This window comes from Oceaniglobus sp. K40-3 (assembly GCF_055808395.1).
The window spans coordinates 2,034,384-2,060,884 of record NZ_CM147868.1; the positions used below are offsets into that span (position 1 = coordinate 2,034,384).

The following is a 26,501-nucleotide window of genomic DNA, read 5'->3' on the forward strand; positions in this document are numbered from 1 at the left end:
GTGCAAGGCAAGCGGGATTGTGATTTACCGCGCGATGCGAACCTGCCAGTTTTGCCGTTATGTTCAGGCCTGTCGAACTTCCCTTGTGGTTATTGCTGTTGATCCTGTTGTTCGCGGCGGTCACATTTGCAACCCATTTCATCAGCCCCACGGTGCGCTGGTTCTTTCGGGGTCGGATGGAGCGGGCGGTGGCGCGGCTGAATACCCGGCTTCAGGTGCCGATCCAGCCGTTCAAATTGGCCCGCCGTCACGATACCATCCTGCGCCTGAGCTATGACCCGGACGTGACCCGCGCCGTGGTGGAGCATGCGCATGAAACCGGGTTGCGGGAAGATGCAGCCTTTGCGCTGGCGCAGAAATATGCGCGCGAAATCGTACCATCGTTCAGCGCCTCGGCCTATTTCGGGTTTGCGATCCGGGTGGCGCGGTGGCTGTCGACCGGATTGTTCCGGGTGCGGGTGCAGGCGGGGCGCGAGGATCTGTTGCGCGGCATCGACCCCGAGGCGACCATCGTGTTTGTGATGAATCACCGCAGCAATATGGATTATGTGCTGGTGACATGGCTGGCCGGGGGGCGGTCGGCCCTGTCCTATGCGGTGGGGGAATGGGCGCGGGTGTGGCCGCTGTCGGCGTTGATCCGGGCCATGGGGGCCTATTTTATCCGGCGCAGATCGCGCAATGCGCTCTATCGTCGGGTGTTGGCGCGTTATGTTCAGATGGCAACCGAGGCAGGGGTGACGCAGGCGATGTTCCCCGAAGGCGGCCTGTCCCTGACCGGAGCGGTGGGCGCGGCGCGCATGGGGTTATTGTCATATATCATCGAGGGGCAGGCGACGGGGCGCGATGTTGTCTTTGTGCCGGTGGCGCTGAATTACGATCAGGTGCTGGAGGATCGGATTTTGCTGAAGGCCGCATCCCAGCCCAAAGGCGAAGGGCGGTTTCGCGGCTCGGTGGTTCGCAATATATTGGTGGCATTGCGTTGGGCACTGGGGCGGGTCACTGGCAGGACGCGGCGTTTTGGTATGGCGGCGGTGGCCTTTGGTGCGCCGCTTACCCTGTCCGAGGTGCCGGGGGCCCCGGGCGCCGGGCGGGTGGGGGCGGTGGCCGACATCCTGATGGCGCGTTTGTGCGGTGCCGTCCCGGTGGTGCCGGTGCCGCTGTATTGCCACGTCCTGCGCGCGGCGGGGCGCCCCATGCCCGAGGCCGAGTTGACGGCACAGGTCGCCGCGCTGCGCCAACATCTGACCGCCAAGGGAGTGATGTGCCCGCCCGAGGGTGAAACCGCGCCCCTGGCCATGCTGCGGCTGCGGGGTATGGTCGTGGACGGGCCAGATGGGGTGTCGATTGCGCCAGATGCCGTTGCATTGGTGGGGTTTTACGCCAATTCCATCGCCCAGCATCTGACCGGAGGGCAGGGTGCGCCGGTAACTAGCGAGACATAAAATTACAAAAATGCATCCATGTGGATTGCAAAATTGCGCGGCCATCTGTATTCCACCTTTACCGATTGTTTGATTCTGCGCTGCGGCGTGCACAACCCGGAGGTGGCCCGTGATGGCACTGGATACGAATACCGCGCCCCTGACCTATGAGTCCGAGATCAAGGATCTTTACGCCATGGGCGAAATGCCCCCCATGGGCCATCTGCCCGAACAGATGCACGCCTGGGCCATTCGCCGTGACCGCCACGGCGAGCCGGATCAGGCGTTTCAGTTGGAAGTGGTCGATGTGAAAAGACCCGACAGCCAGGAAGTCTGCGTGATGGTGATGGCGGCCGGGGTGAATTATAACGGTGTCTGGGCCGGACTGGGCATTCCGATTTCACCGTTTGATGTTCACAGGGCCGATTATCACATCGCCGGGTCCGACGCGGCGGGCATCGTCTGGGCGGTGGGCGACAAGGTGACCCGCTGGAAGGTGGGCGACGAGGTGGTCATCCATTGCAATCAGGACGATGGCGAAGACGAGGAATGCAACGGCGGTGATCCGATGTTTTCGCCCAGTCAGCGGATCTGGGGCTATGAAACCCCCGATGGCAGCTTTGCCCAGTTCACCACGGTGCAGGCGCAACAACTGATGCCGCGCCCGCGCCACCTGACGTGGGAGGAATCGGCCTGCTATACCCTGACCCTGGCCACCGCTTACCGGATGTTGTTTGGCCATCATCCCCATGAATTGAAACCGGGGCAGAACGTGCTGGTCTGGGGCGCGTCGGGGGGCTTGGGTCATATGCGATTCAGTTGATCAACACCGCCGGGGCCAATGCCATCGGGGTGATTTCGGATGAGGACAAGCGCGATTTCGTCATGTCCCTGGGGGCCAAGGGCGTGATCAACCGCAAGGATTTCGATTGTTGGGGGCAGATGCCCACGGTGAACACCGATGACTATCAGAAATGGTTTGCCGGGGTGCGCAAGTTCGGCAAGGCGATCTGGGACATTACCGGCAAGGGGGTGAATGTCGATATGGTGTTCGAACATCCGGGCGAGGCGACGTTCCCGGTGTCCACCTTCGTGTGCAAAAAGGGCGGCATGGTGGTGATCTGTGCCGGCACGACCGGGTATAATCTGACGCTGGATGCACGCTATCTGTGGATGCACCAGAAACGGGTGCAGGGGAGCCATTTTGCCCATCTGAAACAGGCGGCCTCGGCCAACAAGCTGATGATTGAACGGCGGCTCGATCCTTGCATGTCCGAGGTGTTTACCTGGAGCCAGATTCCGGCGGCCCATGTAAAAATGCGCCGCAACGAACATAAGCCGGGCAATATGGCGGTTCTGGTGCAGGCGCCCCGCACCGGGCTGCGCACATTCGAAGATACGGTCGAGGCCGCAACCACAGGGTGATTGTTTCCATATCAAAAACAGTGGCGCCGTCCCGACGCTTCTGTTCACACGAATCACAAGGCCCCCATCGGGGGCCTTTTGTTTTCAGGGGTCTGTAATTCACGGCCTCGCCATTTCTGGGGAGTTGAATTTCGTGAATATTCACTGCCGACTGGTACATGCTAGGGTTGTATTAACGATTGGTTAATAATTGGGCAGGAGAGTCTGAGATGGCAAACGACTGGATACTCGACGTGCTGGCAGACCTTAAACTGTTTGCCGCCAGAAATGATCTTACGGCTCTTGCGGGCCAGCTTGACCAAACGGCGGCTGTTGCCGCCCAAGAGATCGCGTCGAACGAACTGCGGGCTTCGGCCCTGATTGGTGTGAATGCGGCCCAAACGCGAATGGTTCATCGAACGATTGCAATCGGTGACGACGCTTGACGATCTGAACACGGCGATTTTCGACCTGCGCAACAGGTTCGAAGTCGAACATCTGGTCTATCACTCGGTCAATTCGACCGGCGAACAATATGCTGCCCTGACCTATGATCAGCCATGGGTGGATCATTACATCAAACAGGATTACGCCCGGCTCGATCCGGTGGTGCAGGGGTGTTATCGCCGGTTTCACCCGGTGGATTGGAAACGGCTCGATTGGACACCAAAGGCCACCCGCCAGTTTCTGGGCGAGGCCGGCGAAAACGGGGTGGGCAATCAGGGCTATTCCGTTCCCGTGCGCGGCCCCAGTGGCCAATTTGCCCTGTTCACCGTCAATCACCGGGCGACAGATGAGCAATGGAAAACCTATCGTGATGCCCATCTGGCCGATCTGATCCTGATGGCGCATTTCATCAATCTCAAGGCGCTTGAGATCGAGCGGGGCAGTGACCAGAAACCGGTGCAGAAACTTTCCCCCGCGAAGTCGATGCACTGACCCTGCTGGCCACGGGGCTGAACCGGGCGCAGGCTGCCGATACACTGGCGATATCGGAACACACCCTGCGGGTTTATATCGAAAGTGCGCGCTTCAAACTGGGCGCAACGAACACCACCCATGCCGTTGCGCGTGCCCTGTCCTGTGGCCTGCTGGTGGTCTGAACCCTTACCTGTTCCTTACCCACCGCGCGCCCCGCGCACCCGGCCTTAACCTGAACCCGTCCATCCCTTTCCTCGTATCTATTGCGAAGGAAAGAATGATGATCCGGTATTTGTTCGGCAACGCCCTGCATCGTTATCCCGATCTGCGCGACAGCATGTTCGCGGACCGTGCGGCACAGTTTCACACCCGGTTGAAATGGGACATTCCGGTGGATGCCAGCGGGCAGGAGCGGGATCAATACGACCCGTTGAATCCGCTTTATGTGATCTGGCAACGCCCCGACGGCACCCATGGCGGATCGCTGCGCTATATGCCCACCACGGGGCGCACGATGATTGCCGAACATTTCGCCCATCTGGCCGCTGGCACGGCGATCTGCCACCCTGATATGTGGGAATGCACCCGGTTCTGTCTGGCGCCGGGGGCGGGGGGCAACATTTCAGCCGCGCTGATGCTCGGCGGGCTTGAGGTGGGGCTGAATTTGGGGCTGTCCCATGCCGTGGGTGTGTTCGATGCGCGGATGCTGCGGGTGTACGGGCGGCTGGGCTGGCCCCCTGTCGTGCTGGGGCAAGAGGGGCAGGGGCGCCATGCCATCTGTGCCGGAAAATGGGCGTTTACCGCCGATCTGCGCCCGGGGTTGTTGCGCAAGGCGGGGCTGTCAGCGGAAATTTCGGCCCTGTGGTATCGGCGCGCCTTTGGTGACGGGAAATTGGTTTTGGCGGCGTGATCTGTCTGGGCATTGGCGGCCCGTATCCCTATGGTCGCGCCTATGTCATTGCCCGCCAACACCTCCAACGCGCTCACCTTTTCCGAGGATCAGGCCGAGGCCTTTGATCGCGTTTCCGAAATCCTGCGCGCCGCCGGGGTTGATCTGGAAAATGAGGCACTGCGCCCCATGTCCGAGGGTAAATCAGCGGTGCTGGCCGTGGTGGGCAAGGCAGGATCTGGCAAAACCATGCTGCTGGCCCGCCTTTACGAGGCGATGGCCGAAGCGGGTGTCGACATCGTTTCAGGCGATTACGAGGGGCGCAAGCGCAAGGATCGCCGCACATTGGCGATTCTCGCCCCCACCAACAAGGCGGCCAGCGTGCTGCGCAATCGCGGCGTGCCGGCCACAACCATTCACCGTATCCTTTATACCCCGGTCTATGACCCGGAATATGAAAAGGTGGCCGAATGGCTGGCCGGAAACGGCGAACGGCCCACGGTTGAAGGGCTGACCGACATCGCGCTGGACCGCGCGCTGGCGTTTTACCAGACCAACAAATCCATTCCCGGCGCTCTGGCCACGGCGGGCCTGCGTGGCAGCGATTTCATCACCGGCTGGAAACGCCGGGAAGAGCCGCTGGATATCGGGCTGGTGGATGAGAGCAGTATGCTCGACACCCGGCAGTTTGATGACCTGCAAGAGATTTTTCCAACCCTGCTGTTGTTTGGCGATCCCGCACAGCTTGCCCCGGTGAACCAATCGGGCGCCATGGTGTTTGACACCCTTGAGGGCGATCGCAAGCTGACCCTGAACCGCATTCACCGGCAGGATCTGGGCAACCCGATCCTTGATCTGGCCCATGCTCTGGGTGACCCGGCGCTGACCTATGATCAGTTCAACCGCATGGTGCATGAGGCCGCCGAGAATGACCCGCGTGTCGTGATTGCCGGTCGGGTCGAGGCGGAAAAAATGGCGCGATCACCGGTTCTGGTCTGGCGCAACAAGACGCGCATCCGCCTGATCCATGCCTTTCGCGCCGCTTACGCCGCCCCGCCCGATGCCCTGCTGCCCGGTGAGCCGCTGATTTGCGACGGGATCGAACTGCCCCTGAAGCACCGCAAGAAACGCATTGATCTTGAGGCGCGGGGTCTGATCAAGGGCGCACAGGTGATTTTTCTGGGCGACGGGCGCAAGCCGGGGTTTTCGCGCCTGCATGTGGTGGGCGCCCCGGAACCGCAGGTAAGTGCCGCCAGCATCGTGAAAATCGAAATGCCTGATGAGGAAGAACCCTTTATCCCCTTTGCCGCGCGCATGGGGGCCACGTTTCTGCACGGTGCGGCGGTGACAATCCACAAGGCCCAAGGCAGCCAGTGGCGCGATGTTCAGGTGTTCGCCCCCGATATTTCCGCCGCCGCATGGGCCAACCGCACCGAAGCGGGGCTGCAACTGTGGAAACGGCTGGCCTATGTCGCGATCACCCGCGCCGAAGAACGGCTGTTCTGGGTGGTGAACAACCGCCTGGCGCGCCCCACGGAGCCATTGGGCGTGGCCGATCTGGCAGGGCCCGCCGCGCCCCTTACGCTGGACGCGACCGAAGAAATCTAGGTGCGGATATAGCGGAACACGGCGGCAGCACCCCAACCGGCGGCGATGGCAATGGCCAGCGACAACAGCGCATAGATCAGCGGTTGCTCATAGGCGAGGTTGTAAAGGAACCGCTCCATCCCGACCTTTTTCACAAAGATCACCGTTTCATACTGGCTGACCACCTGTTGATTGCGGGTCAGCAAAAAACGGACGTTGTAATTGCCCTCAACCAGATTGGCGGGCAGGACGATGGACGTGTTGAACAGCGTATCCCCGACCAGAGAAACCGCGTTCTCGTTCAGTTGATACAGGTCATCACCCCGACGGATACGGATCAGTGCATCGGTAAATGACGCCTTGTTTTCAACCCCTTCCGAGGCGACGCCAGCGTAAATTGCCCGGGGAACCGACACCAGATAGATCTGGTCCGCCTGATCCGACAGCATGTCATGCAGCGGCGCGGTTGTTGCCACGGCATAGAAGGACGGCGCGCTGCGGATGTTCACCGCATCACGGTTGACCCAGATCGCGGCAAGCTTTTCCTTGCGGCGCACGGTCAGGGCCTGGGGCGGGCCGGACACGGTGATGATCACGCCCAGTTCGCTGGAGGTGTCGATCTGTTCTTGCCGTTTGACCGCGCCGAAAATCAAAATTTCCGAGCCGTCGAAATTGGTGCTGATCGAAATCTGGTTCTGGCTCAGCCCGGCAACCACCTCTTCGCTTTGGGCGGGGGTGGCGAGGGCAAGAATGAGAAGGAACAGACGCAACATCATGCCTCTTTTGCCCCCGCGATCGAGAAAAGTTCGCTTGGCTGTGCCAACAGATCATAGGCCAGTTTGCCACAGACCAGAATAACCAGAAGCGCCAGCAGAATGCGCAATTGTTCGGCCTTGAGCTTGACCCCGATCCGCGTGCCGATCTGCGCCCCGATCACCCCGCCCACCAGCAACAGCACCGCCAGAACGATGTCGACGGTGTGGTTTGTGGTGGCGTGCAGCACGGTGGTAAAGGCGGTTACGAAAATGATCTGGAACAGGGATGTGCCGATCACCACCTTGGTGGGCATTCCCAAAAGGTAAATCATCGCCGGAACCATGATAAACCCGCCGCCAACCCCCATGATGGCCGACAGAACCCCAACCGCCAGCCCCACCAGAACCGGCGGGATCACCGAAATATAAAGACCGGATTTGCGGAATTTGATCTTCAGGGGCAGGTTATGCACCCAATTGTGTTTGCGCCGGGTGATGGTGCCTTTGCGCGATTTGCGGATCGCGTTCAGGGATTCCACGAACATCAACACCCCGATGATGCCCAGAAAAACCACATAACACAGGCTGACCAACAGATCGACCTGCCCAAGCGAGCGCAAAAGGTTGAACACCTGCACCCCAAGCAGTGACCCGACCAGACCGCCCCCCATAAGGACCGACCCCATGCGCATATCAACCGTCTTGCGTTTCAGATGCGCCAGCAGGGCCGAAAACGATGCGGCAACGATCTGATTTGCCGAGGTGGCCACGGCAACGGCAGGGGGGATGCCGATGAAAAACAACAGTGGCGTGATCAGAAACCCGCCACCAACGCCAAACATGCCCGACAGCACCCCGACAAGCCCACCCACTCCGAGAAGCAGAAAAGCGTTGACGGCAACCTCGGCAATGGGAAGGTAAATTTGCATGGCACCTCTTAGCGCGCCCTAGCGAAAATGCGCAACGGGCTGCGGCGGCTCAGATGCCGGAAATATGCCGTGCAGTGCAACTCTGTGTCAGATTTGTTCGCGCAGGAACCGCCGCAGCACCCGGTCCAGCTTGGCCGCGCCGATAGGGGCCATGGTTTTGGTGTGTTCGTGGCTGATTGATTCGTCGCTCATCCCGGCGGCCATGTTGGTGATGGTCGAAATCGCGGCCGCCTTGAGGCCCAGAAACCGCGCCAGAATGACTTCGGGCACCGTTGACATGCCCACGGCATCGGCGCCCAGCATGGCAATGGCGCGGATTTCAGCGGGGGTTTCAAACGACGGGCCGCTGTACCAGGCATAAACCCCCTGATCCATGTCCACATCTTCGGCCTTGGCCGCGCTTTGCAGGGCGGCGCGCATGGCCGGATCATAGGCGTCTTTCATCGGCACAAACCGTGCGTCAGAGGGTTCGCCGATCAGCGGATTCAGGCCTGAAAAATTGATGTGGTCGTTCAGCATCATCAGGCTGCCCGTGGGCATGTCGTGGCGCATGGACCCGGCGGCGTTGGTGGCGATCAATCCTTCGGCACCCAGACCTTTCAGCACCTCAAGCGGCAGGCGCATGGCATCGCCGCGCCCGGATTCGTAATAATGCGCCCGCCCGCCAAAAACGGCCACGCGCACGCCTTCCAACGTGCCGATCACCAGCTTGGGATTGTGGCCAGACACCCCGGCATGGGGAAAGCCGGTCAACTGGGTATAATCGATCGCCACACCTTCGACCGCATCGGCCAGATGGCCCAGCCCCGATCCAAGGATCAGCCCAAAGCGCACCGGCGTATCGCCCGCGCGGTCCTGAATGAACCGAACCAGATCCTCAGCGTTCCTTGACATATGCCTCGCCTCCTGCGCGCGGTGGAATTGCCTTGCCCACGAACCCGGCCAGGATCACCACGGTCAGGATATAGGGCAGGGCCTGCATGAACTGCCCCGGCACGGCGACGCCCAAAAGTTCGATGGATTGAAACCGGTTGCCGATGGCATCCAGCAGCCCGAACAACAGGCAGGCGCCAAGGGCATACCAGGGCCGCCATTTGGCAAAGATCAGCGCGGCCAGCGCGATAAAGCCGCGCCCCGCCGTCATATCCTTGACAAACCCGGCGGCCAGACCCGTGGCCAGATACGACCCGGCGATCCCACACAGCACGCCGGCGATCAAGACAGCGGAGTAGCGCAGCCGCACCACCGAGATGCCCGCCGTATCCACCGCACCGGGGTTTTCCCCCACGGCCCGCAGACGCAGCCCAAACCGGGTGCGATAAAGCGTGTACCATGTCAGGGGCACCATGAGGAACGCCAGGTACACCAATATCGTATGCCCCGAGATCAGCTCGGAATAGACCGGGCCAAGGACGGGGAAACCGGAAATTGACTCGGCAAAGGGCAGGTCGATGGGTTGAAACCGCCCGCCATCCATCAGGGCCGGGGTGCGCCCGCCTTGATTGAACCAGTCACGGGCGATCAGAACGGTCATCCCCGACGCCAGAAAATTCAGCGCCACCCCCGAGATGAGCTGATCCCCCCGAAACGTGATCGAGGCGATGGCATGGATCAGCGCAAACACCATACTGGCGGCAATCCCGGCCAAAAGGCCCAGCCAGACCGATCCGGTGGTCGCGGCCACAGCGGCGGAAAAGAACGCCGCAACCAGCATCTTTGCCTCAAGCCCGATGTCAAACACCCCGGCACGTTCCGAAAACAGCCCCGCAAGACAGGCCAGCAGCAAAGGCGTGGCAAGGCGGATGGTGGAATCCAGAATCTGGATGATGGTATTGAGATCCATGTTTATTCCGCCGCCTTTGTCGTTGGCCCGGGGCGCCGCCCGAACCGCAGGAATGCGCCGGTTACCGGCCCGCGCACCATGTTATCAAGGGCGCCGGTGAACAGGATGACCAGTGCCTGAATAACCAGAATCATTTCACGCGGTACGCTGGTTTCGAACTCCAACTCGGCGCCACCCTGATAAAGGGCGCCGAACAGGATCGCGGCAATCAGCACGCCCACCGGATGGCTGCGCCCCATCAGTGCCACGGCGATGCCGACGAACCCGGCGCCCAGCACGTTGTCCTGCAACAGGCGCTGCGCCTCGCCCTGCACGGCGTTTACCGCCATCAGCCCGGCAAGGGCGCCCGAAATCAGCATGGTGATCATGGTGATCTTGAACGGTGAAATTCCGGCATAGATCGCCGCCGGTTCGCTGTGCCCATAGGCGCGGATTTCATAACCCAGCTTGGTGCGCCACAGCAGCAGCCAGACCAGAAAACACGCGATCAGCCCGACGATGAACGATACATTCAGGGGCGAGCGGGCAAATTTGATGCCAATCGTTGCGAAGACATCGCGGGCATTGGGCAGGAATGATCCTTCGGGGAAACGCACGCTTTCCGGGGCCATTCCCGGCGCCTTGAGGGTGCTGACCAGAAGATAGACCAGCAGTGCCGAGGCGATGAAATTGAACATGATCGTGGTGATAACGATGTGCGACCCACGCCGCGCTTGCAGATAGGCGGGAATCGCCGCCCATGCGGCCCCGAACACCGCACCGCCGATGATCGTAAAGGGCAGGGCCACAATCCAGTGGGGCCATGGCACCGCAAGGCACACCAAAGCCACCCCCAGCGCGCCCAGTTGCGCCTGACCTTCGCCGCCGATGTTGAACAGGCGCGCGTGAAACGCCACCGCCACCGCGAGGCCGGTAAAGATGAAATTGGTGGCGTAAAACAGGGTATAGCCCCAGCCATAGGTGCTGCCCACGGCGCCATTCACCATGATTTTCATGGCGTTGATCGGATCTTCGCCGATCAAAAGCACCACCAGCCCGGACACAAACAGCGCCAAAAGCAGGTTGATCAGCGGAATAAGGACCACATCGGCCCACTTGGGAAGGGTCATGGAGTCGCCCCGTCTCTTTTCGCCAGATTGGCCTCGATTTCCTCGACCGGTACGTTGCGCGTGGTGTCGGTGATGCCCGCCATGAGCAGGCCGAGTTCCTGTTCGTTGGTCTCTGAGGGCAGACGCTCGCCCATGATCTGACCATCGAACATCACCGCGATCCGATCAGAAAGCGACATGATTTCATCGAGTTCGACCGAAACCAGCAGCACCGCCTTGCCCGCGTCGCGCAGGGCCACAATCTGTTGATGGATGAATTCGATGGCGCCGATATCGACGCCCCGGGTGGGTTGGCCGACCAGCAACAGATCGGGGTTTCGCTCCAATTCGCGGGCGATGACGATTTTCTGCTGGTTGCCGCCGCTGAAATTTTCTGCCGTCTGCCAGCAGTTCGGCGGGCGGATGTCGAATTTGGCGATTTTCGCTTCGGTATCGCGGCGCAATGCATCGTTATCCATAAACAGGCCGGAATTGTATTTCGGATCATGATGATAGCCAAATCCGACATTTTCCCAGGCATGGAAATCAAGGATCAACCCCTGACGATGCCGGTCTTCGGGCACATGGGCGATGCCCCGTTCGCGGCGGGTGCGCGCGTCGGAATTTTGGCCGGTCAGATCAATCTGTTCCCCGTTCAGGGTGATTGTACCGGTGCCGTTGCGGATGCCGCCCAAAACCTCAAGCAGTTCGGACTGGCCATTCCCGGCCACCCCGGCAATGCCGAGAATTTCACCGGCGCGCACGTTCAGGGATATGCCTTTTACCCGCTCAACGCCCTTTTCATCGACGACATGCAGGTTTTCCACTGACAGAACCGTGTCTTTTGGCGTCGCAGGCACCTTGTCGACCTGCAACAACACCTTGCGCCCCACCATCAGCTCGGCCAACTTTTCGGGCGAGGTATCGGCGGTTTTCACCGTCGCGGTCATTTCACCGCGCCGCATGACGGAAACGGTGTCCGTTACCTCCATGATTTCGCGCAGTTTGTGGGTGATCAGGATGATCGTCTTGCCCTCGCGGCGCAGCCCTTCGAGAATGCGGAACAGATGGTCGGCCTCGGCGGGGGTCAGCACGCCGGTGGGTTCATCAAGGATCAGAATATCCGCCTGACGATACAGCGCCTTGAGGATCTCTACCCGCTGTTGCATCCCCACGCCCAGATCCTGAATCAACGCATCGGGATCGACGTGCAGTTCATATTCCGCCGCCAGTTCGGTCAACAGTTTGCGCGCCTTGCTCAGGCTTGGGGTCAGGCGCGCGCCATCTTCGGCGCCCAGAACCACGTTTTCCAGTACCGAGAAATTTTCAACCAGCTTGAAATGCTGAAACACCATGCCGATGCCTGCCGCGATGGCGGCCTGACTGTCGGGGATGGGGGTTTTCTGTCCCGAGATGAAAATCTCGCCGGCGTCGGCCTTGTAGAACCCGTAAAGGATCGACATCAGCGTTGATTTTCCCGCGCCGTTTTCACCGATGATCCCATGGATCGTGCCGGGCATGACGCGGATTGAAATATCCTTGTTCGCCTGCACCGGGCCGAAGGCCTTGGAGATGCCCTTCAACTCAATGGCGGGGTGTGTATTGGACGAGGCCATATTACATTACCTTTCGGCAAGCGACGGATGCGATGGTGCTGGCCGGAATGCCCTCGACCAATATCCGCCCCATATCGGACACCGCCGAGGCTGTTGCCACCGGATCACCCGCAGCATTCAATATCACACACTGGTATATGGCCCCCGCCGCACCGATAAATTCGATCACTGCCGTTCCATATTGGTCGTAGGTGCGCACGATCCTGACCGCGCTGTCAGCCTCGAACGTCAGGGTTTCGGCGGTAAGGGGCGCTGGCGCAAATGCGGCGGCTGCACCAAGGGCAATTGCCGCAGCAAAGGCATATGCGGGGGCGGCCGCTGTGGGCCGCCCCTGTTGGGTATCGCTGGACATGCGGCTCAGCCGGCCGGGCAGCTGTCATCGCTGGTGTAATCGTGGACCTTGAGATCGCCCGCGATGATCTTGGCCTTGGCCGCTTCCACGGCTTCGACCATGTCAGGGGTGACCAGATCCTTGTTGTTGTCGTCCATGGCATAGCCGACGCCATCGTTGACCAGTGACAACACGTTGATCCCGGGCTTGAACCCCTCGGTGCCGTCTTCGAACACGGCATAAACGGCGTTGTCCACGCGCTTGGTCATCGAGGTCAGAACCGAACCGGGGTGCAGATAGTTCTGGTTGCTGTCCACGCCGACCGACAGGATGCCTTCGTCCTTGGCGGCCTGCAACACGCCAACGCCAGTGCCGCCAGCCGCGGCAAACACCACATCCGACCCCTGGGCAATCTGCGCCTTGGTCAGTTCGGCGCCCTTCACCGGGTCATTCCATGCGGCGGGGGTGGTGCCGGTCATGTTCTGAATCACCTTGATGTCGGGGTTGGCCGCTTCGGCCCCCTGGGCATAGCCACAGGCGAATTTGCGGATCAGCGGCACATCCATGCCCCCGACAAACGAAACCGTGCCGGTCTTGCTGGCCATGGCGGCCAGCATGCCCACAAGGAAGCTGCCCTCATGTTCGGAAAACACGATGGATTCAACGTTTGGCTGATCCACCACCATATCGACGATGGCGAATTTCACATCGGGGTAATCGGGCGCGACCTTTTCAAGGGTCGAGGCATTGGCAAAGCCCAGAACAACAATGGGGTTGGCGCCCTTTTCGGCCATGCGGCGCATGGTCTGTTCGCGCTGTGCCTCGGATTGCAGTTCGGTTTCAAGATATTCGCCGCCGGTGTCTTCGACCCACTTCTGCGCGCCGTTATAAGCGGATTCGTTAAAGGATTTGTCAAACTTGCCGCCCAGATCAATGATCAGGCCGGGTTCGGCCAGGGCTGCGCCGGTGCTGAGCGCGAGGGCCGCAGTGGCGCCGAGAAATTTATGCATGAGGGTCATTGGTGTCTCCCAGGTTTTTTACGTGTTGGGGCCAGAGCGCATTGGCGTCGGCCCGTGGTCTTTGATCGCAGATTTTATCTCATGGTCAAACAAAGCCGCAGGGGCCTTTGTGGTCAATAGCTTTTTGTGGTTCTGGCTCACCCGATTGCGTGATTGCCTGCTAATTCGACAGGTTACCCTCCGTCAGGGTGCGGGCCATGACCACGGCATCAACAGGCGGGCCATCCGCGGGGCGATAATATCCACGGCGCAACCCGCTTTCGCGGTAATTCATGGCCAGATACAGCGCCCGGGCCGGGGCATTGTCGGCGGCGACCTCAAGAAACGCCTGCCGCGCACCCATGGTATGGGCGCGGGCGTGAAACCTGCCCAGACAGGTGCGCGCCAATCCCTGCCGACGGTGGGCGGGGTGGGTCGCAAGGGTCAGCAATTCCGCCTCGTCCAGAATCACCCGGCCAAGGGCAAAGGCATGTGTGGCGCCGATCACAAAGGTGCCGGGCAGGGCCAGCAGGGCGGCGAATTCATCGCCGCTCCAGGGGCGCGGCGTGGTCATGGCAACGGCGTGAAGCTGTGCCATTTGCGCCGGGGTCACGCCACGATCACCGGTGCCGGATCGCGCGGCGGTGCCGCATCAGGTGCGCGCAAATACAGCGGCGCAGGGCGTTTGCCGGTCGGGGCAATGGCGCCCAAATGGGCGATGGCATGGGCCAGCGGGTGGGTGGGCGGCGCAACTGTGCCGTCAAGCGTTACTGCGACGGCATCGCTGGCGTGGCCGATGCAGGTGGGGCGCATCAGGGCGAGGTCGGGCAGGGTGTTGATGGCGCACATCACCGGCGGCGTTTCGGGCGCAAACCCTTGCAGATAAAGGGATTCGCGCCGCGCGTCGAGGGTTGAGACAACCGCCCCCGCAGTGCCAAAGGCCTGCGCCGCCAGCGCCGAAACCCCGACTGCAGGCACCCCCAGCGACAGGGCCAGCCCCCGCGCCGCCGACACCGACATGCGAACCCCGGTGAAATTGCCCGGCCCGATGCCACAGGCGATGCGGGTCAGATCACCCCAGCCAAGTCCGGCACTGGCCAGCAATTCCGCAAGCAGGGGCATCAACCGTTCGGCCTGCCCCTTGGCCATATCCTCATGCACATCGGCAATGATCCGCCCGCCCGAAAGCAAAGCGGCCGCGCAATGCGCGGCCGATGTATCAAAGGCCAGAACGGTAAGGTCAGGCGGCATGTTTCGGGATGCCGTCAAGCGGCAACCGGCCGCACTTCGACCACCTCGGGGATATAGTGACGCAGCAGGTTTTCGATGCCCATTTTCAGGGTCAGCGTCGATGAGGGACAGCCGGCACAGGCGCCCTGCATGTGCAGATAGACGATGCCACGGTCAAACCCGTGAAAGGTGATGTCGCCCCCATCCTGCGCCACGGCGGGCCGCACCCGGGTATCAAGCAACTCCTTGATCTGCTCGACGATGGCGGTGTCGGGGCCGTCATGGGCCGCATGGCCGCCGCCGGTTTTGGCCTCGCCCTCCATTGCCGGGGCGCCGGATTGGAAATGTTCCATGATGGCGCCCAGAATGGCGGGTTTCACATGATCCCATTCCACGCCGTCATTTTTGGTGACGGTCACGAAATCGTTGCCCAGAAACACCCCCGCAGTGCCATCGACCGCAAAGATCCGTTTGGCCAACGGCGATGTGGCCCCGGATTCGGGGGTCGGGAAATCGGCGGTGCCGGTTTCCAGAACGCTTTGGCCGGGAAGGAATTTCAGGGTTGCCGGGTTCGGCGTGGATTCTGTCTGGATGAACATGACGGCACCTTTTCGTTGTCCCCCTGAATATGCGCCCGGGGCGGGGCAATGTCAACGAGTTGGAATCATTCTAAACTGTACTCAATAGCACAGGATCGGCTGAATCGCGGCCTGTTTGCCAGATGCCAACCCATCGGACAGGGGCGCCGCCGCGTCGCCCTTGTCGCTGGGCAGGGGGATGGCCGCGTCGTGCAGGAACCGGCGCAGGCGGGCCAGACGCACGGCAAAGTTGATGTTCTGGGGCAGGGTGCCGGTTTCGCGCAGGTAAAAATCGTCATTCGCGCGGGCAACGACCACGCCCACCACCTCGCCCATGTCGGACAAAAGCGGCCCGCCGCTGTTGCCCGGCTGTACCGGCGCCGAAATCGCCACCCAATCGGGGTGGGCACCCCCGACGCTGAGCGCGCTGACATTGCCCATGGTCAGGTTCAGCGCGCCGCCGTTGAACGACATGAACGGATAACCGACAGCGGCCACCCCCTGACCCAGACGCAGATCGGGATCGCTGCGCAGGGGCAACCAATGGGCGCTGCGCCTTGTCGCCTGAAGCACCGCCAGATCGCTGTCTGCCGCCTTGGACAACAGGCTGAGCGGGGTGCCGTCAGCCAGGGTAAGCGCGCTGCAATCGGCGATCACATGGGCGGCGGTGACAACATCGGTGGCATTTACGAAAAACCCGGTGCCGGTCGCCTGCACTTGTTGCGACGGCGATGGGCGCGCCACCGGCAGGGGGGCCGCATGATCGGGGGCGCGGGCGATGTTATTATTGTCGGGGCGCGCCGTGCCCAACAATGCCGCCAGCCGCCCACCTGGGGCGGGGGCCAGATCGGGCGCGGTTCCAGGGTCAGGCTTGCGGCGATCAGGGCGGCGCGGTTGTATTGGGCGGGCATGGATTGGATCAGCAGGGTGATATAGGCCCGCCCCAGCCGCCACGACCGCAGATAAACCCGCCGCCCCGATTCCAGGGTGGCCGCGGTAATGATCCGTTCGCCCGTGTCGCTGGAATATGCGGGCTGTGCGCCAACGTGGCTTTGGCGCGCCCAATTGTGCATGTCGAATGTGCCATCGCGGTTGTCTGCAATCCAGCGCACCAGCAGATCGCGCGATGGCGTGGCATAGGTCAGGTATCGGTCGTCTTCGCCGGTTTCAGCCAACAGCGCTATGGGCAGGGCAATGGAAACTCCGGCAGAATCGTTGTTGATCCGCGCCCAGCCCGAGGCACGGCGTTCGGTTTCGAATTGTCGCACAAGCCGGGCCAGATCGCCCGTTGTCGTGGTGAAATCGTCCAGTGCCGATTGGCTGCGCCGCCCCCAGTCGCCATCCAGAAGGCCGGTATATTGCCCCTGAAACGCCAGTGCGGCCTGAAGATAGATCAGATCCTGCCTGCCATAATCCCGGGGATCGAACCGCGCCTGCGCGGTGGCAATGCGAGGCCAGACAAGCCAGACGGCCAACACCAGCACAAAAAGGCACCGCGCAGGGGCGGCGGCCCGTTTCATGTGCTGGTTCAGCCCGTTCATGTAATGGCCTCCAGACGCTCCTTGCTCAGGCTGCCGGGCACGATGGTGACCGGAACGGGCAGGGCGCCCGCCGCCCGGCTGAGTTGGCTGACAAGGGGGCCGGGGCCGCTTTTGTCATCGCCCGCACCCAGAACCAGAACACCCACCTCGGGGTTTTCCTGAAGCTGGGCAATGATTTCGGGCACGATCTCGCCTTCGCGAATCACCAGTTCGGGGCTGACGCCCTGCCGGTCGCGCATCCACTTGGCGAACACCTCATAGTGGACTTCGATCCGCTCGCGCGCCTCTTGGCGCATGATGTCGCCGACGCCGATCCAGTGGTTGAATTCTTCGGGCGGGATCACCGCCAAAATCTCGACGCCGCCGCCGGTCTTTGCCGCGCGCATGGCAGCAAAGCGCATGGCGTTCAGGCATTCGCGGGTATCGTCGAGGATCACGAGAAACTTGCGCATGGGTCCATTCCTTTGGGACAGGGGGTGATGATGCCTTGCCACGCGCGCGCTGGCAACCATTCCCGTGTCACGCCGGGGTCAAGGGCGCAGGGCACGGCGCAGCCCGGCCAACAAAAGCGTGGCCAGTTGCGCGGCAAAGGCGGCGATCAGGCCAAGGGTGGCCAGCGCCAGATTGCTGATCCGCACCAGCGCACGAAAGGCGCGGGATTTGCCCAGAATATGCAGGGTGGCGCGGCTTTGCCCCCTTCGGCGCGGGTCAGGCGGGCCAGACGGCTGGCATCTTCGGCGCTGTCCACATGGCGCAACAGAACGATGGCTTCGGCGGGCGAGGTTTCGCGCGCGACGGTGCCCAGATCCTCGGCAATGCGTGACAGCCGGGTCAGTTTGGCGGTGTCTGCCACCTGTTCCAACGGCACGCGACCGGCCAGATAGGCAGGCACCGCAGTGGCATCGCGCAGCACATCGGCGTTGCGTACCAACACCCGGGTCAGCCCCGGGGTCAGAGCGCGGGAGCGGCGCGCAAGCCGCAGGGCGGTGGCGCCTGCCTTGACGGTCGCGCTGCTGCCGGCGCTCAGCACGATCGCGCCCGTGGCCGCCAACCCGGCCAGCGCCAACCCGACCTCGAGCCGGTCCACCGGATCGCCCGCCCCGTAATCGACAGCGGCCCGGCGCAGGGCATTCACATCGCCCAGGGGCGTGATTTCCAAGGGCAGGGCGCAGGTGGCGATGGCCATCACCGTCTTGCAACTGGTGATATCCCAGGCGCAGGCGGCGCAATCGGTCAGGCGGTGGGTGGTGCTTTCGGCGGCTTTTGCCTGCACCATGGCGCGTTCCATCAACGGGCGGGGCAGGGTGATGCCTTGGGCGGTCGCCGTATCCAGCGCGATCAGCAGACGGTCCATGTCATCGTCAACCAGCGCCTGTTCCACCTCTTGAATCAGGCGTTCGGGTGTGGCGCGGCGCGCCATGTTGCGCGCCAGCACCTGTTTCGCATCGGCAAGCGAGCGTTCAACCAGGGGCGCCGCAAACGGGTGCTGGGACAGCGCCCAAAGCGTGGCGCCCCCGTGGCCAAAGTGCAGAGCGTCAGCGCCCGGTAAAGCAGCCGCCGCAGGCCCATGGCATCACGCCGACAGCGCCCAGTCCCAGTACATCTCGCGCAGGCGGCGGGTGACGGGGCCGTGCTGATACTGGCGGTCCTCAAAGGCGGTGACGGGGGTGATTTTTGACATGTTGCCGGTCAGGAACACCTCATCCGCTGCGGCAAAATCATCAAAGGACAAAACGGTTTCATGCACCTCAACCCCCTCGGCGCGCAGGTTTTTCAGGTGTCGCGCGCGGGTGATACCGGCCAGAAAGGTGCCATTGGCCACGGGGGTGAACACCACGCCATCGCGCACCATGAACACATTTGCCGTCGCGCTTTCGGCCACATTGCCAAGGGCATCGGCCACCAAGGCGTTGCCAAACCCGCGCCGCTGGGCCTCGGCCAGCATCCGGGCGTTGTTGGGGTAAAGACAGCCCGCCTTGGCGTTGACCACCGAACTTTCCAGAACCGGACGGCGGAATTGAGTGTGGCACAGGGTTGTGGTTGCGTTGGCATCGGCCATGGGGATCTGTTCAAGGCAGATGCAGAACCCGGTGCCCTCGGCCCCTGGCACAATGGCGCCAAATCCACCCTGGGTGGCCCAATACATGGGGCGGATGTAAACGGCGGCGTCGCGCGGATAGGCCGACAGTCCTTCTTGCACGATCTGCACCATGTCCTCTGCCGAAACACAGGGCGGCACCATCAGCGCCTCGGCAGATCGGTTGACCCTTGCGCAATGGGCCTCCAGATCGGGGGCGACCCCCTCGAAATACCGCGCGCCGTCAAACACGCCACTGCCCAGCCATGCGCCGTGATCGGCGGCTTTCATTACCGGCACGTCGCCATTGTGCCAGCGGCCCTCAAAATAGGTGCGGATGTTGGTGCCTGTCGCCATCTGTGCCTCCTGCCTGCTGCTGGGCGCAGTTAACCACCGGCGCGGGGGCGGGTCCAGCGCAGATCATCCCTTGACCTTCCGGTGACTGGAAGCCCTATGTGAAGGGCCTGACCCATGGAATCGGAAGGCATGACAATGACGCACACGGTGAAATTTTCCCTTGAGGGGCTGTCCTGCGCCTCGTGCGTGGGGCGGGCCGAAAAGGCGATTCAGGGCGTTGACGGGGTGCGGGATGTCTCGGTCAATCTGGCCAGCCACACGGCGCGGGTCGAACTGTCACAGCCCGGCGCGCTGGGCGCTGTGGCGGGGGCGTTGGAAAAGGCAGGCTATCCCGCGCGGCAGTCTGACATCCGGTTGCAGATCGACGGGATGAGCTGTGCCTCATGTGTGGGGCGGGTGGAAAAGGCGCTGTTGGCGGTGCCCGGCGTGGTATCGGCCAGTGTCAATCTGGCCACCGACAGCGCCCATGTGCAGGTGCTCAGCGGCGCTGTAACCCCTGCGGCGCTTGTCGCGGCGGTGGGTGAAACCGGATATACTGCGCGCATTGCCGATGGGGACAGCCCCGAGGATTCCGGCGCGCGCCACGAGGATGAGGCGGCAAGCCTGCGCCGCTCGCTGGTGCTGGCGGCGCTGTTGACGCTGCCGGTGTTCGTGCTCGAAATGGGGTCGCATTTCATCCCCGGCATGCATGGGTTTGTCATGGCGACCCTTGGACAAACGGCAAGCTGGACCATTCAATTCCTGCTGACCACTGCCGTGCTGGCCGGTCCGGGGCGCATCTTCTTTACCAAAGGCGTGCCTGCCCTGTTGCGCGGCGCACCCGAGATGAATTCGCTGGTGGCGCTGGGCGCATCGGCGGCATGGGGATATTCGGTGCTGGCGCTGTTTGCGCCGGGGCTGTTCCCCGAAGGCACCCGCGCGGTGTATTTCGAAGCGGCAGCGGTGATTGCCACGCTGATCCTGCTGGGCCGGTATCTGGAGGCCCGCGCCAAGGGGCGCACCGGTGCGGCAATCCAGCGGCTGGTCGCCCTGCGCCCCGAAACGGCGCGGGTGGAACGCAATGGCCAGATCACCGAGATCGCCATTGCTGAAATCGCCACCGGCGACAGGATTCATGTCCGCCCTGGTGAGCGGATCGCCGTGGATGGCACGGTGACAACGGGCGAATCCTATGTCGATGAAAGCATGATCACCGGCGAACCGGCACCAGTGGCCAAATCCGAAGGCGCGCCGGTGGTGGGCGGTACGGTGAACGGCACCGGTGCGCTGGTGGTGCAGGCCACGGCGGTGGGGGGCGACACGACACTGGCCCGGATCATCCGCATGGTCGAGGATGCACAGGGCGCGAAATTGCCGGTGCAGGCGTTGGTGGATCGGATCACCGGGGTGTTTGTGCCGGTGGTCATGGGGCTGGCGGCGCTGACGGTGCTGGTCTGGCTGATCTTCGGTCCCGATCCCGCGCTCAGTTTGGCCCTGGTGGCGGGGGTGTCGGTGCTGATCGTGGCCTGCCCCTGTGCCATGGGGCTGGCCACGCCCACGTCGATCATGGTCGGCACCGGGCGGGCCGCTGACCTGGGGGTGCTGTTTCGCAAGGGGGACGCGCTTCAGGGCTTGCAAAACGCCAAAGTGATCGCGCTCGACAAGACCGGAACCCTGACCCGCGGCCAGCCGACCCTCACAGCGATGAGCGTGGCCGAAGGCCAGAGCGAAGAGCGCCTGTTGCCCCTGCTGGCGGCGGTTGAGGCGCAGTCCGAACACCCCATTGCCGCCGCCATCGCCCGTGCTGCGGCGGGGCGGGATCTGCCGGCGGTCGAGCAGTTTCAATCCATCACCGGCATGGGCGTGCGCGCGGTGGTGCACGGCCAACAGGTGCTGATCGGTGCCGACCGTTTTCTGACCGGCGAAGGCATCGCGCTGGGCGCATTGGCCGAGGCGGGCGCCGGGTTTGGTGCCCGGGGGCAAACCCCGCTTTACGCCGCCATCGACGGGCAGGCGGTTGCCGCCATCGGGGTGTCAGATCCGATCAAACCCGGCACGCCCGAGGCCATCGCCGCCCTGCATGCCATGGGCCTGCGGGTGGCGATGATCACCGGCGACAACCGCGCCACGGCCAATGCCATCGCCGCCGAACTGAACATCGACGATGTGGTGGCCGAGGTCCGCCCCGAAGGCAAGGTTGATGCCATCGACACCCTGCGCGCCAATGGCCCGGTGGCCTTTGTGGGCGACGGGATCAACGATGCGCCCGCACTGGCGCATGCAGATACGGGCATCGCCATCGGCACCGGCACGGATGTGGCGATCGAAACGGCGGATGTGGTGTTGATGTCGGGCGATCTGCGCGGGGTCGTCAACGCGCTTGAAGTGTCGCGCGCCACCATGGCCAATATCCGGCAAAATCTGTTCTGGGCCTTCGGGTATAACACGCTGCTGATCCCGGTGGCGGCGGGGGTGCTTTATCCGGCCTTTGGCACCTTGCTGTCACCCATGCTGGCGGCGGGGGCGATGGCGCTGTCGTCGGTGTTTGTGCTGGGCAATGCCCTGCGCCTGCGCCGGATTGCCCCGGCGCTGAGCGCAGATGCGGCACAGACCGGCGCCACCACCCCGGCCCCGGCAGAATAAAAAGGAGCCATGCCATGAATATCGGAGATGTCGCCGCCCGTTCGGGCCTTCCGGCGAAAACCATTCGCTATTACGAGGACATCGGCCTGATTTCCCCCTGCGCAGCGCCAACGGCTATCGCAGCTTTCGCGAAACCGATCTGCACAAACTGGCGTTTCTGGGCCGCGCCCGCGCCCTGGGGTTCAGCATCGAGGATTGCCGCAATCTGTTGCATCTCTACGAGGATGAAAGCCGCGCCAGCGCCGAGGTGAAAGAGATCGCCACCCACCATCTGGAGCAGATCGAGCGCAAGATCGCCGATTTGCGGGCGATGCAGGACACGCTTTCGACGCTGGTTGATGCCTGTGCCGGCGATCAGCGCCCGGATTGCCCGATCCTGCAAACCCTTGGGTCGGCGCAGCCCCTATAGGATTTCATCCTCGTCAAACATCGGGTCGGCCTCAAGATCGGCGGCAAGACGCTCCATCCGGTGCAGCGGATCAATGGCGGTTGCCGCGATGTGGTAACAGGCGTCGCCTTCGTTGATGACCGGCATCATGGCGCGGCCCAGAATGATGCCGGGGGCGGGGGCGGTGATTTCCTGTTCGCTTTCGCCAAACGGATCGGTGACAATGGCCAGAAGCGTGCCGGTTTCCACCCCTTCGCCCACTTCCTTGAAGCTGCGCAAAAGCCCCCGGCGGGGGCGCGGACCCAACTGGATGACGTGGCCTGAATCGGCGCGGCGCGGCGTTTGGGCAGGCCCTTGGCGCCGATCATGCCCATCTGGTGCATCACCCGTAACACCCCCGACGACCCCACCCGCGCCGAAAGTTCATCATAGCGCAGCGCCTCGCCCGCCTCGTACAGCAGGATGTCGCATCCGATGTTGCGGGCGGCGGCGCGCAATGATCCGTCGCGCAGTTTGGCGCGCACGATCACCGGGGCGCCGAACGCTTCGGCCCGCTCCAGGGTTTCCTCGTTGCTGGCAGATACCCGAATCTGGGGCATGTTGGTGCGGTGGATCGCGGCGGAATGCAGATCAATGCCAAAATCAGCCCGGGCGACGATTTCGCTCATGAACAGATGCGCCAAACGCCCGGCAAGCGAACCGCTGGGCGTGCCGGGAAACACCCGGTTCAGATCGCGCCGGTCGGGCATATAGCGGGAATTGTTCAAAAAACCAAAGGTGTTGACGATGGGCACCACCATCAGCGTGCCCGCCAGCCGGTCAAGTTGCGGGGCGCGCAACACCCGGCGCGCCACCTCGACGCCGATCACCTCGTCACCATGCACAGCGGCGGAAACGAACAACACCGGCCCGGGCCGTTTGCCGTGGATCACCTGCACCGACATGGTAACGGGCGTGTGATCGGACAGTACCGAAACCGGCAGTTCGATCGTGCGCCTCTCGCCCGGGGCCAATACAGTGCCGCCGATTTCAAACCCGCTGCGTGCCATCACCCCTTGCCGACCGTTTTCGTTTTACCCGGCTTGGCGTTCTTTTCGATAAAGTCGATGATCTTGCCCGCTATGTCGATTCCGGTTGCTTTTTCAACGCCTTCCAGACCGGGCGAAGAATTTACCTCCATCACCACCGGCCCGTGATTGGCGCGCAACATATCGACACCGCAGACGTTCAGCCCCATGGATTTTGCGGCGCGTACCGCTGTTGCGCGTTCTTCGGGGGACAGTTTGATCAGTTGTGCCGATCCGCCCCGGTGAAGGTTTGATCGGAACTCGCCCTCGGCACCTGTCCGTTTCATCGCCGCGACGACCTTGCCGCCAATCACCAGTGCGCGGATGTCTGTGCCGCCGGCCTCTTTTATGAATTCCTGGATCAGGATGTTGGTGTTGGTGGCGCGAAATGCCTCGATCACCGATTTCGCGCTGCGGTCGGTATCGGCCAGCACAACGCCCAACCCCTGTGTGCCTTCCAGCAACTTGATCACCAATGGCGCCCCTCCGGCCAGTTTCAGCACCTCTTCGGTCTGTTTGGGGTCGTGGGCGAATGTAGTGACCGGCATGCCGATGCCATCGCGCGCCATAAGCTGCATCGAGCGCAGCTTGTCACGCGAGCGGCCGATGGCGACGGATTCGTTCAGGGGAAACACCCCCTGCATTTCAAACTGGCGCAGCACGGCCAGACCATAAAACGTGACCGAAGCGCCGATGCGCGGGATCACGGCGTCATATTTGGGCAGTTTGTTGCCGTTATAATAGATTTCAGGCCGCCGCGCGGCGATGTTCATGTAACAGCCCAGGGTCTTGATGATGGTAAATTCATGCCCCCGCGCCTCGGCCACGTCTTTCAGGCGTTGGTGAGAATACAGGTTGGCGTTTTGGGCCATCATTGCAATTTTCATGGGGCTTTCCAATCTCGCGGCAAATGTGAACGGCCCGGACAGGCAGACCGAAGGCCCCCACATTGAAGGGGCAGCGCGCGATACGCCACCCCCTTTGTCTCACTCTCCCAACGCGATGCCTTCGCGGCGGGGATCTGCGCCGCCCAGCAGGCCGTCTTTGGTGATCGAAATGCCGTGCAGGCCCGAGTTCAGATCACCCACCGAGGTTTTGAACCCCATGTCGGTCAGCGGCGTTTCCAGCGTGGTCAGGTCACTGCCTTTTTCGATGTCGAAGGTGCCGAACCGGTTGACCATGTTGGGCAGGGCGATGGCCTGTTGCACATCCATGCCCCAGTCGAGGTTGGCAATGATCGCCTTGGCGACGTAACCGATGATCCGCGATCCGCCCGGGCTGCCGATGACCATGGTTGGTGCGCCGTTCTGCATCACGATGGTGGGTGCCATGGAACTGCGCGGGCGTTTGCCCGGCGCGATGGCATTGGCGATGGGGCGGCCATCGGCATTGGTGGCAAACGAGAAATCAGTCAGTTCGTTGTTCAAAAGAAACCCGCCCGACATCAACCGGCTGCCAAATCCGTTTTCAATGGTGGTGGTCATCGACAGGGCGTTGCCCGCCGCATCGACAATGGAAATATGCGAGGTGGAGGGAAATTCGATGCTTTGATCATCAGCCCAATTCAGGGCGTGGTCGAATTCCGGCTGACCGGGGGCCACCTCGGACAGGGCGGTTCCGGGGTGCAACAATTCGGCGCGCGTTGTCAGATAATCTTGCGACAACAGGCCCTTGACGGGCACCGGTACATAATCGCTGTCGGCCATATAGCGGCCCCGGTCGGCAAAGGCGAGCCGCGAGGCATCGCCGATCAACTGCCACGCTTCGGCGCTGTCGGCACCCATTGCGGCCAGATCGAAACCATCAAGCACCCCGAGGATCTGTCCCAGGGTCAGGGCGCCCGAGCTGGGCGGACCCATGCCACAGACCTCGTGCGCGGCATAGGGCGCGCAGACGGCGGGGCGTTCGATGACCCGGTACAGCGCAAGGTCGGTTTCGCTCAGCACGCCGGGGTTGCCCTTGGCGCCCTGCACGGTGGCCACGATATTGCGCGCGATGGGACCGGTATAAAACGCATCGGCCCCGCCTTGGGCGATGGCGGTCAGGGTCGCGGCATAGGCAGGATTTTTCAGCAGTGTCCCTTCGGTGATGGGGGTGCCGCCGGGCAGAAAATAGGCGGCGGTGGTGGGAAAGCGGCCCAACCGTTCGGCATCGTCCGCCACAAGGCCCGCCAGACGGGGCGACACCACAAAGCCATCTTCGGCAAGGTCAATGGCCGGGGCAAGCAGACCGGCCCAATTGCTGTGTCCCCAACGGCGGTGGGCCTCGGCCAAAAGCATCGGTGTGCCGGGGGTGCCAACCGACAAGCCGCCAACCACGGCATCGTAAAATTTCAGCGTTTCGCCGTTTTCATCCTGAAACAGCGTCGGGGTTGCGGCAAGGGGCGCGGTTTCGCGGGCGTCCAGCGTGGTTAACGCGCCCGTTGCCGCATCATACCACACCAGAAAGGCCCCACCGCCCAGCCCCGACGACTGTGGTTCGACCAGTCCCAGAACGGTTTGCACGGTGATCATGGCGTCAGCCGCGCTGCCGCCCTGTTCCAGCACCTTGGCGCCAGCGGCAACAGCCACCGGATTGGCGGCGGCAATCATCCAGTGTTTGGCGGCGACAGGTTGGCCTGCGGCCTTGGCATCCAGGGCCGCCTGAACGGCGGGATTTTCCGAGGTGACGGTGTTCTCGCTGGTTTTTTCGGGGGCGATGGCATCGGTGGATTGCTGGGCAAATCCCGGGGCCGCGGCAAAGCTGGCCAGCAGGGCAAGGGGAAGGGCAAGACGTGTCATGGCGTGATCCTCGGTTGGGTACATCCTTGGGGCGAGTATGGGGCAACCCGTTTGACACGCAATGCCCTTGGCCTGAAAA

At 62.5% G+C, this 26,501-nt stretch carries 25 protein-coding genes and 3 pseudogenes; 9 read left to right on the forward strand and 19 right to left on the reverse strand.

Annotated elements, in window-relative coordinates:
• The first annotated feature begins 98 nt into the window (after positions 1 to 98).
• The 7 genes and pseudogenes from AC0L7P_RS10540 (at position 99) to AC0L7P_RS10570 (ending at position 6,243) form a co-directional block, all read left to right on the forward strand.
• A complete protein-coding gene (locus AC0L7P_RS10540; RefSeq protein WP_473432758.1) occupies positions 99 to 1,442 on the forward strand; it encodes a 1-acyl-sn-glycerol-3-phosphate acyltransferase in 1,344 nt (447 codons plus the stop codon).
• A 112-nt stretch (positions 1,443 to 1,554) separates the two neighbouring features.
• Positions 1,555 to 2,846: pseudogene (gene ccrA, locus AC0L7P_RS10545) on the forward strand (crotonyl-CoA carboxylase/reductase).
• A gap of 209 nt (positions 2,847 to 3,055) precedes the next feature.
• Positions 3,056 to 3,271 (forward strand): hypothetical protein, encoded by a 216-nt coding sequence (locus AC0L7P_RS10550; RefSeq protein WP_473432759.1) that lies wholly within the window; start codon positions 3,056 to 3,058, stop codon positions 3,269 to 3,271.
• Entirely contained in the window at positions 3,216 to 3,764 is a 549-nt protein-coding gene (locus AC0L7P_RS10555) for an autoinducer binding domain-containing protein (RefSeq protein ID WP_473432760.1), read from the forward strand. The genes AC0L7P_RS10550 and AC0L7P_RS10555 overlap by 56 nt, the downstream gene beginning before the upstream one ends.
• 17 nt (positions 3,765 to 3,781) lie before the next feature.
• Entirely contained in the window at positions 3,782 to 3,928 is a 147-nt protein-coding gene (locus AC0L7P_RS10560; RefSeq protein ID WP_473435437.1) for a LuxR C-terminal-related transcriptional regulator, read from the forward strand.
• 98 nt (positions 3,929 to 4,026) lie between these two features.
• Positions 4,027 to 4,656, forward strand: coding sequence for an acyl-homoserine-lactone synthase (locus AC0L7P_RS10565; RefSeq protein ID WP_473432761.1), 630 nt, complete (start codon positions 4,027 to 4,029; stop codon positions 4,654 to 4,656).
• Positions 4,657 to 4,698: 42 nt separating this feature from the next.
• On the forward strand, positions 4,699 to 6,243 hold the full coding sequence (locus tag AC0L7P_RS10570) for an ATP-dependent DNA helicase (RefSeq protein ID WP_473432762.1): 1,545 nt from the start codon (positions 4,699 to 4,701) through the stop codon (positions 6,241 to 6,243).
• Here AC0L7P_RS10570 and AC0L7P_RS10575 read toward each other — a convergent pair.
• The 16 genes from AC0L7P_RS10575 to AC0L7P_RS10650 all read right to left on the reverse strand — a co-directional run bounded on the left by AC0L7P_RS10575 (position 6,240) and on the right by AC0L7P_RS10650 (position 19,565).
• On the reverse strand, positions 6,240 to 6,998 hold the full coding sequence (locus tag AC0L7P_RS10575; RefSeq protein WP_473432763.1) for a TIGR02186 family protein: 759 nt from the start codon (positions 6,996 to 6,998) through the stop codon (positions 6,240 to 6,242). The genes AC0L7P_RS10570 and AC0L7P_RS10575 overlap by 4 nt on opposite strands.
• Positions 6,995 to 7,906, reverse strand: coding sequence for a sulfite exporter TauE/SafE family protein (locus AC0L7P_RS10580; RefSeq protein ID WP_473432764.1), 912 nt, complete (start codon positions 7,904 to 7,906; stop codon positions 6,995 to 6,997). Before AC0L7P_RS10580 ends, AC0L7P_RS10575 begins: the two co-directional genes overlap by 4 nt.
• A gap of 87 nt (positions 7,907 to 7,993) precedes the next feature.
• Positions 7,994 to 8,800, reverse strand: a complete 807-nt coding sequence (locus AC0L7P_RS10585) for a purine-nucleoside phosphorylase (RefSeq protein WP_473432765.1) — start codon at positions 8,798 to 8,800, stop codon at positions 7,994 to 7,996.
• Entirely contained in the window at positions 8,784 to 9,749 is a 966-nt protein-coding gene (locus tag AC0L7P_RS10590; protein WP_473432766.1) for an ABC transporter permease, read from the reverse strand. The genes AC0L7P_RS10585 and AC0L7P_RS10590 overlap by 17 nt, the downstream gene beginning before the upstream one ends.
• 2 nt (positions 9,750 to 9,751) lie before the next feature.
• Positions 9,752 to 10,858, reverse strand: a complete 1,107-nt coding sequence (locus AC0L7P_RS10595) for an ABC transporter permease (protein ID WP_473432767.1) — start codon at positions 10,856 to 10,858, stop codon at positions 9,752 to 9,754.
• Positions 10,855 to 12,453 (reverse strand): ABC transporter ATP-binding protein, encoded by a 1,599-nt coding sequence (locus tag AC0L7P_RS10600; RefSeq protein WP_473432768.1) that lies wholly within the window; start codon positions 12,451 to 12,453, stop codon positions 10,855 to 10,857. The genes AC0L7P_RS10595 and AC0L7P_RS10600 overlap by 4 nt, the downstream gene beginning before the upstream one ends.
• Position 12,454: 1 nt before the next feature.
• The gene (locus AC0L7P_RS10605; protein WP_473432769.1) at positions 12,455 to 12,805 is read right to left on the reverse strand and encodes a hypothetical protein; all 351 of its coding nucleotides are present in this window, start codon (positions 12,803 to 12,805) and stop codon (positions 12,455 to 12,457) included.
• A 5-nt stretch (positions 12,806 to 12,810) separates the two neighbouring features.
• Positions 12,811 to 13,803, reverse strand: a complete 993-nt coding sequence (locus tag AC0L7P_RS10610; protein WP_473432770.1) for a BMP family lipoprotein — start codon at positions 13,801 to 13,803, stop codon at positions 12,811 to 12,813.
• A 160-nt stretch (positions 13,804 to 13,963) separates the two neighbouring features.
• Positions 13,964 to 14,395: a GNAT family N-acetyltransferase gene (locus AC0L7P_RS10615; RefSeq protein WP_473432771.1), complete on the reverse strand. Its 432-nt coding sequence runs from the start codon at positions 14,393 to 14,395 to the stop codon at positions 13,964 to 13,966.
• On the reverse strand, positions 14,392 to 15,033 hold the full coding sequence (gene tsaB / locus AC0L7P_RS10620) for a tRNA (adenosine(37)-N6)-threonylcarbamoyltransferase complex dimerization subunit type 1 TsaB (protein ID WP_473432772.1): 642 nt from the start codon (positions 15,031 to 15,033) through the stop codon (positions 14,392 to 14,394). The genes AC0L7P_RS10615 and tsaB overlap by 4 nt, the downstream gene beginning before the upstream one ends.
• A gap of 14 nt (positions 15,034 to 15,047) precedes the next feature.
• The gene (locus AC0L7P_RS10625; RefSeq protein WP_473432773.1) at positions 15,048 to 15,611 is read right to left on the reverse strand and encodes a NifU family protein; all 564 of its coding nucleotides are present in this window, start codon (positions 15,609 to 15,611) and stop codon (positions 15,048 to 15,050) included.
• 81 nt (positions 15,612 to 15,692) lie between these two features.
• A complete protein-coding gene (locus AC0L7P_RS10630) occupies positions 15,693 to 16,334 on the reverse strand; it encodes a S1C family serine protease (protein WP_473432774.1) in 642 nt (213 codons plus the stop codon).
• Positions 16,277 to 17,131: a hypothetical protein gene (locus AC0L7P_RS10635; protein ID WP_473432775.1), complete on the reverse strand. Its 855-nt coding sequence runs from the start codon at positions 17,129 to 17,131 to the stop codon at positions 16,277 to 16,279. The genes AC0L7P_RS10630 and AC0L7P_RS10635 overlap by 58 nt, the downstream gene beginning before the upstream one ends.
• Positions 17,128 to 17,583, reverse strand: coding sequence for a universal stress protein (locus tag AC0L7P_RS10640; RefSeq protein ID WP_473432776.1), 456 nt, complete (start codon positions 17,581 to 17,583; stop codon positions 17,128 to 17,130). Before AC0L7P_RS10640 ends, AC0L7P_RS10635 begins: the two co-directional genes overlap by 4 nt.
• Positions 17,584 to 17,729: 146 nt before the next feature.
• Positions 17,730 to 18,566 (reverse strand): hypothetical protein, encoded by an 837-nt coding sequence (locus tag AC0L7P_RS10645; RefSeq protein ID WP_473432777.1) that lies wholly within the window; start codon positions 18,564 to 18,566, stop codon positions 17,730 to 17,732.
• Positions 18,567 to 18,704: 138 nt separating this feature from the next.
• Positions 18,705 to 19,565 carry a branched-chain amino acid aminotransferase gene (locus tag AC0L7P_RS10650; RefSeq protein ID WP_473432778.1) on the reverse strand — a complete coding sequence of 287 codons (861 nt, stop codon included), beginning with the start codon at positions 19,563 to 19,565 and terminating at the stop codon, positions 18,705 to 18,707.
• 129 nt (positions 19,566 to 19,694) lie between these two features.
• Between AC0L7P_RS10650 and AC0L7P_RS10655 the strand changes: the two genes are divergently transcribed.
• Both AC0L7P_RS10655 and cueR read left to right on the forward strand, forming a co-directional pair.
• Positions 19,695 to 22,187, forward strand: a complete 2,493-nt coding sequence (locus tag AC0L7P_RS10655; protein ID WP_473432779.1) for a heavy metal translocating P-type ATPase — start codon at positions 19,695 to 19,697, stop codon at positions 22,185 to 22,187.
• Between the two features lie 14 nt (positions 22,188 to 22,201).
• Positions 22,202 to 22,596, forward strand: a pseudogene (gene cueR, locus AC0L7P_RS10660) (Cu(I)-responsive transcriptional regulator).
• On the opposite strand, the pseudogene AC0L7P_RS10665 reads toward cueR, so the two are convergent.
• The 3 genes and pseudogenes from AC0L7P_RS10665 to ggt all read right to left on the reverse strand — a co-directional run bounded on the left by AC0L7P_RS10665 (position 22,591) and on the right by ggt (position 26,422).
• Positions 22,591 to 23,627, reverse strand: a pseudogene (locus tag AC0L7P_RS10665) (succinylglutamate desuccinylase/aspartoacylase family protein). The pseudogenes cueR and AC0L7P_RS10665 overlap by 6 nt on opposite strands.
• Entirely contained in the window at positions 23,624 to 24,529 is a 906-nt protein-coding gene (gene rimK, locus AC0L7P_RS10670; protein ID WP_473432780.1) for a 30S ribosomal protein S6--L-glutamate ligase, read from the reverse strand. The pseudogene AC0L7P_RS10665 and the gene rimK overlap by 4 nt, the downstream one beginning before the upstream one ends.
• 99 nt (positions 24,530 to 24,628) lie before the next feature.
• Positions 24,629 to 26,422 carry a gamma-glutamyltransferase gene (ggt, locus tag AC0L7P_RS10675; protein WP_473432781.1) on the reverse strand — a complete coding sequence of 598 codons (1,794 nt, stop codon included), beginning with the start codon at positions 26,420 to 26,422 and terminating at the stop codon, positions 24,629 to 24,631.
• Between the last annotated feature and the right edge of the window lie 79 nt (positions 26,423 to 26,501).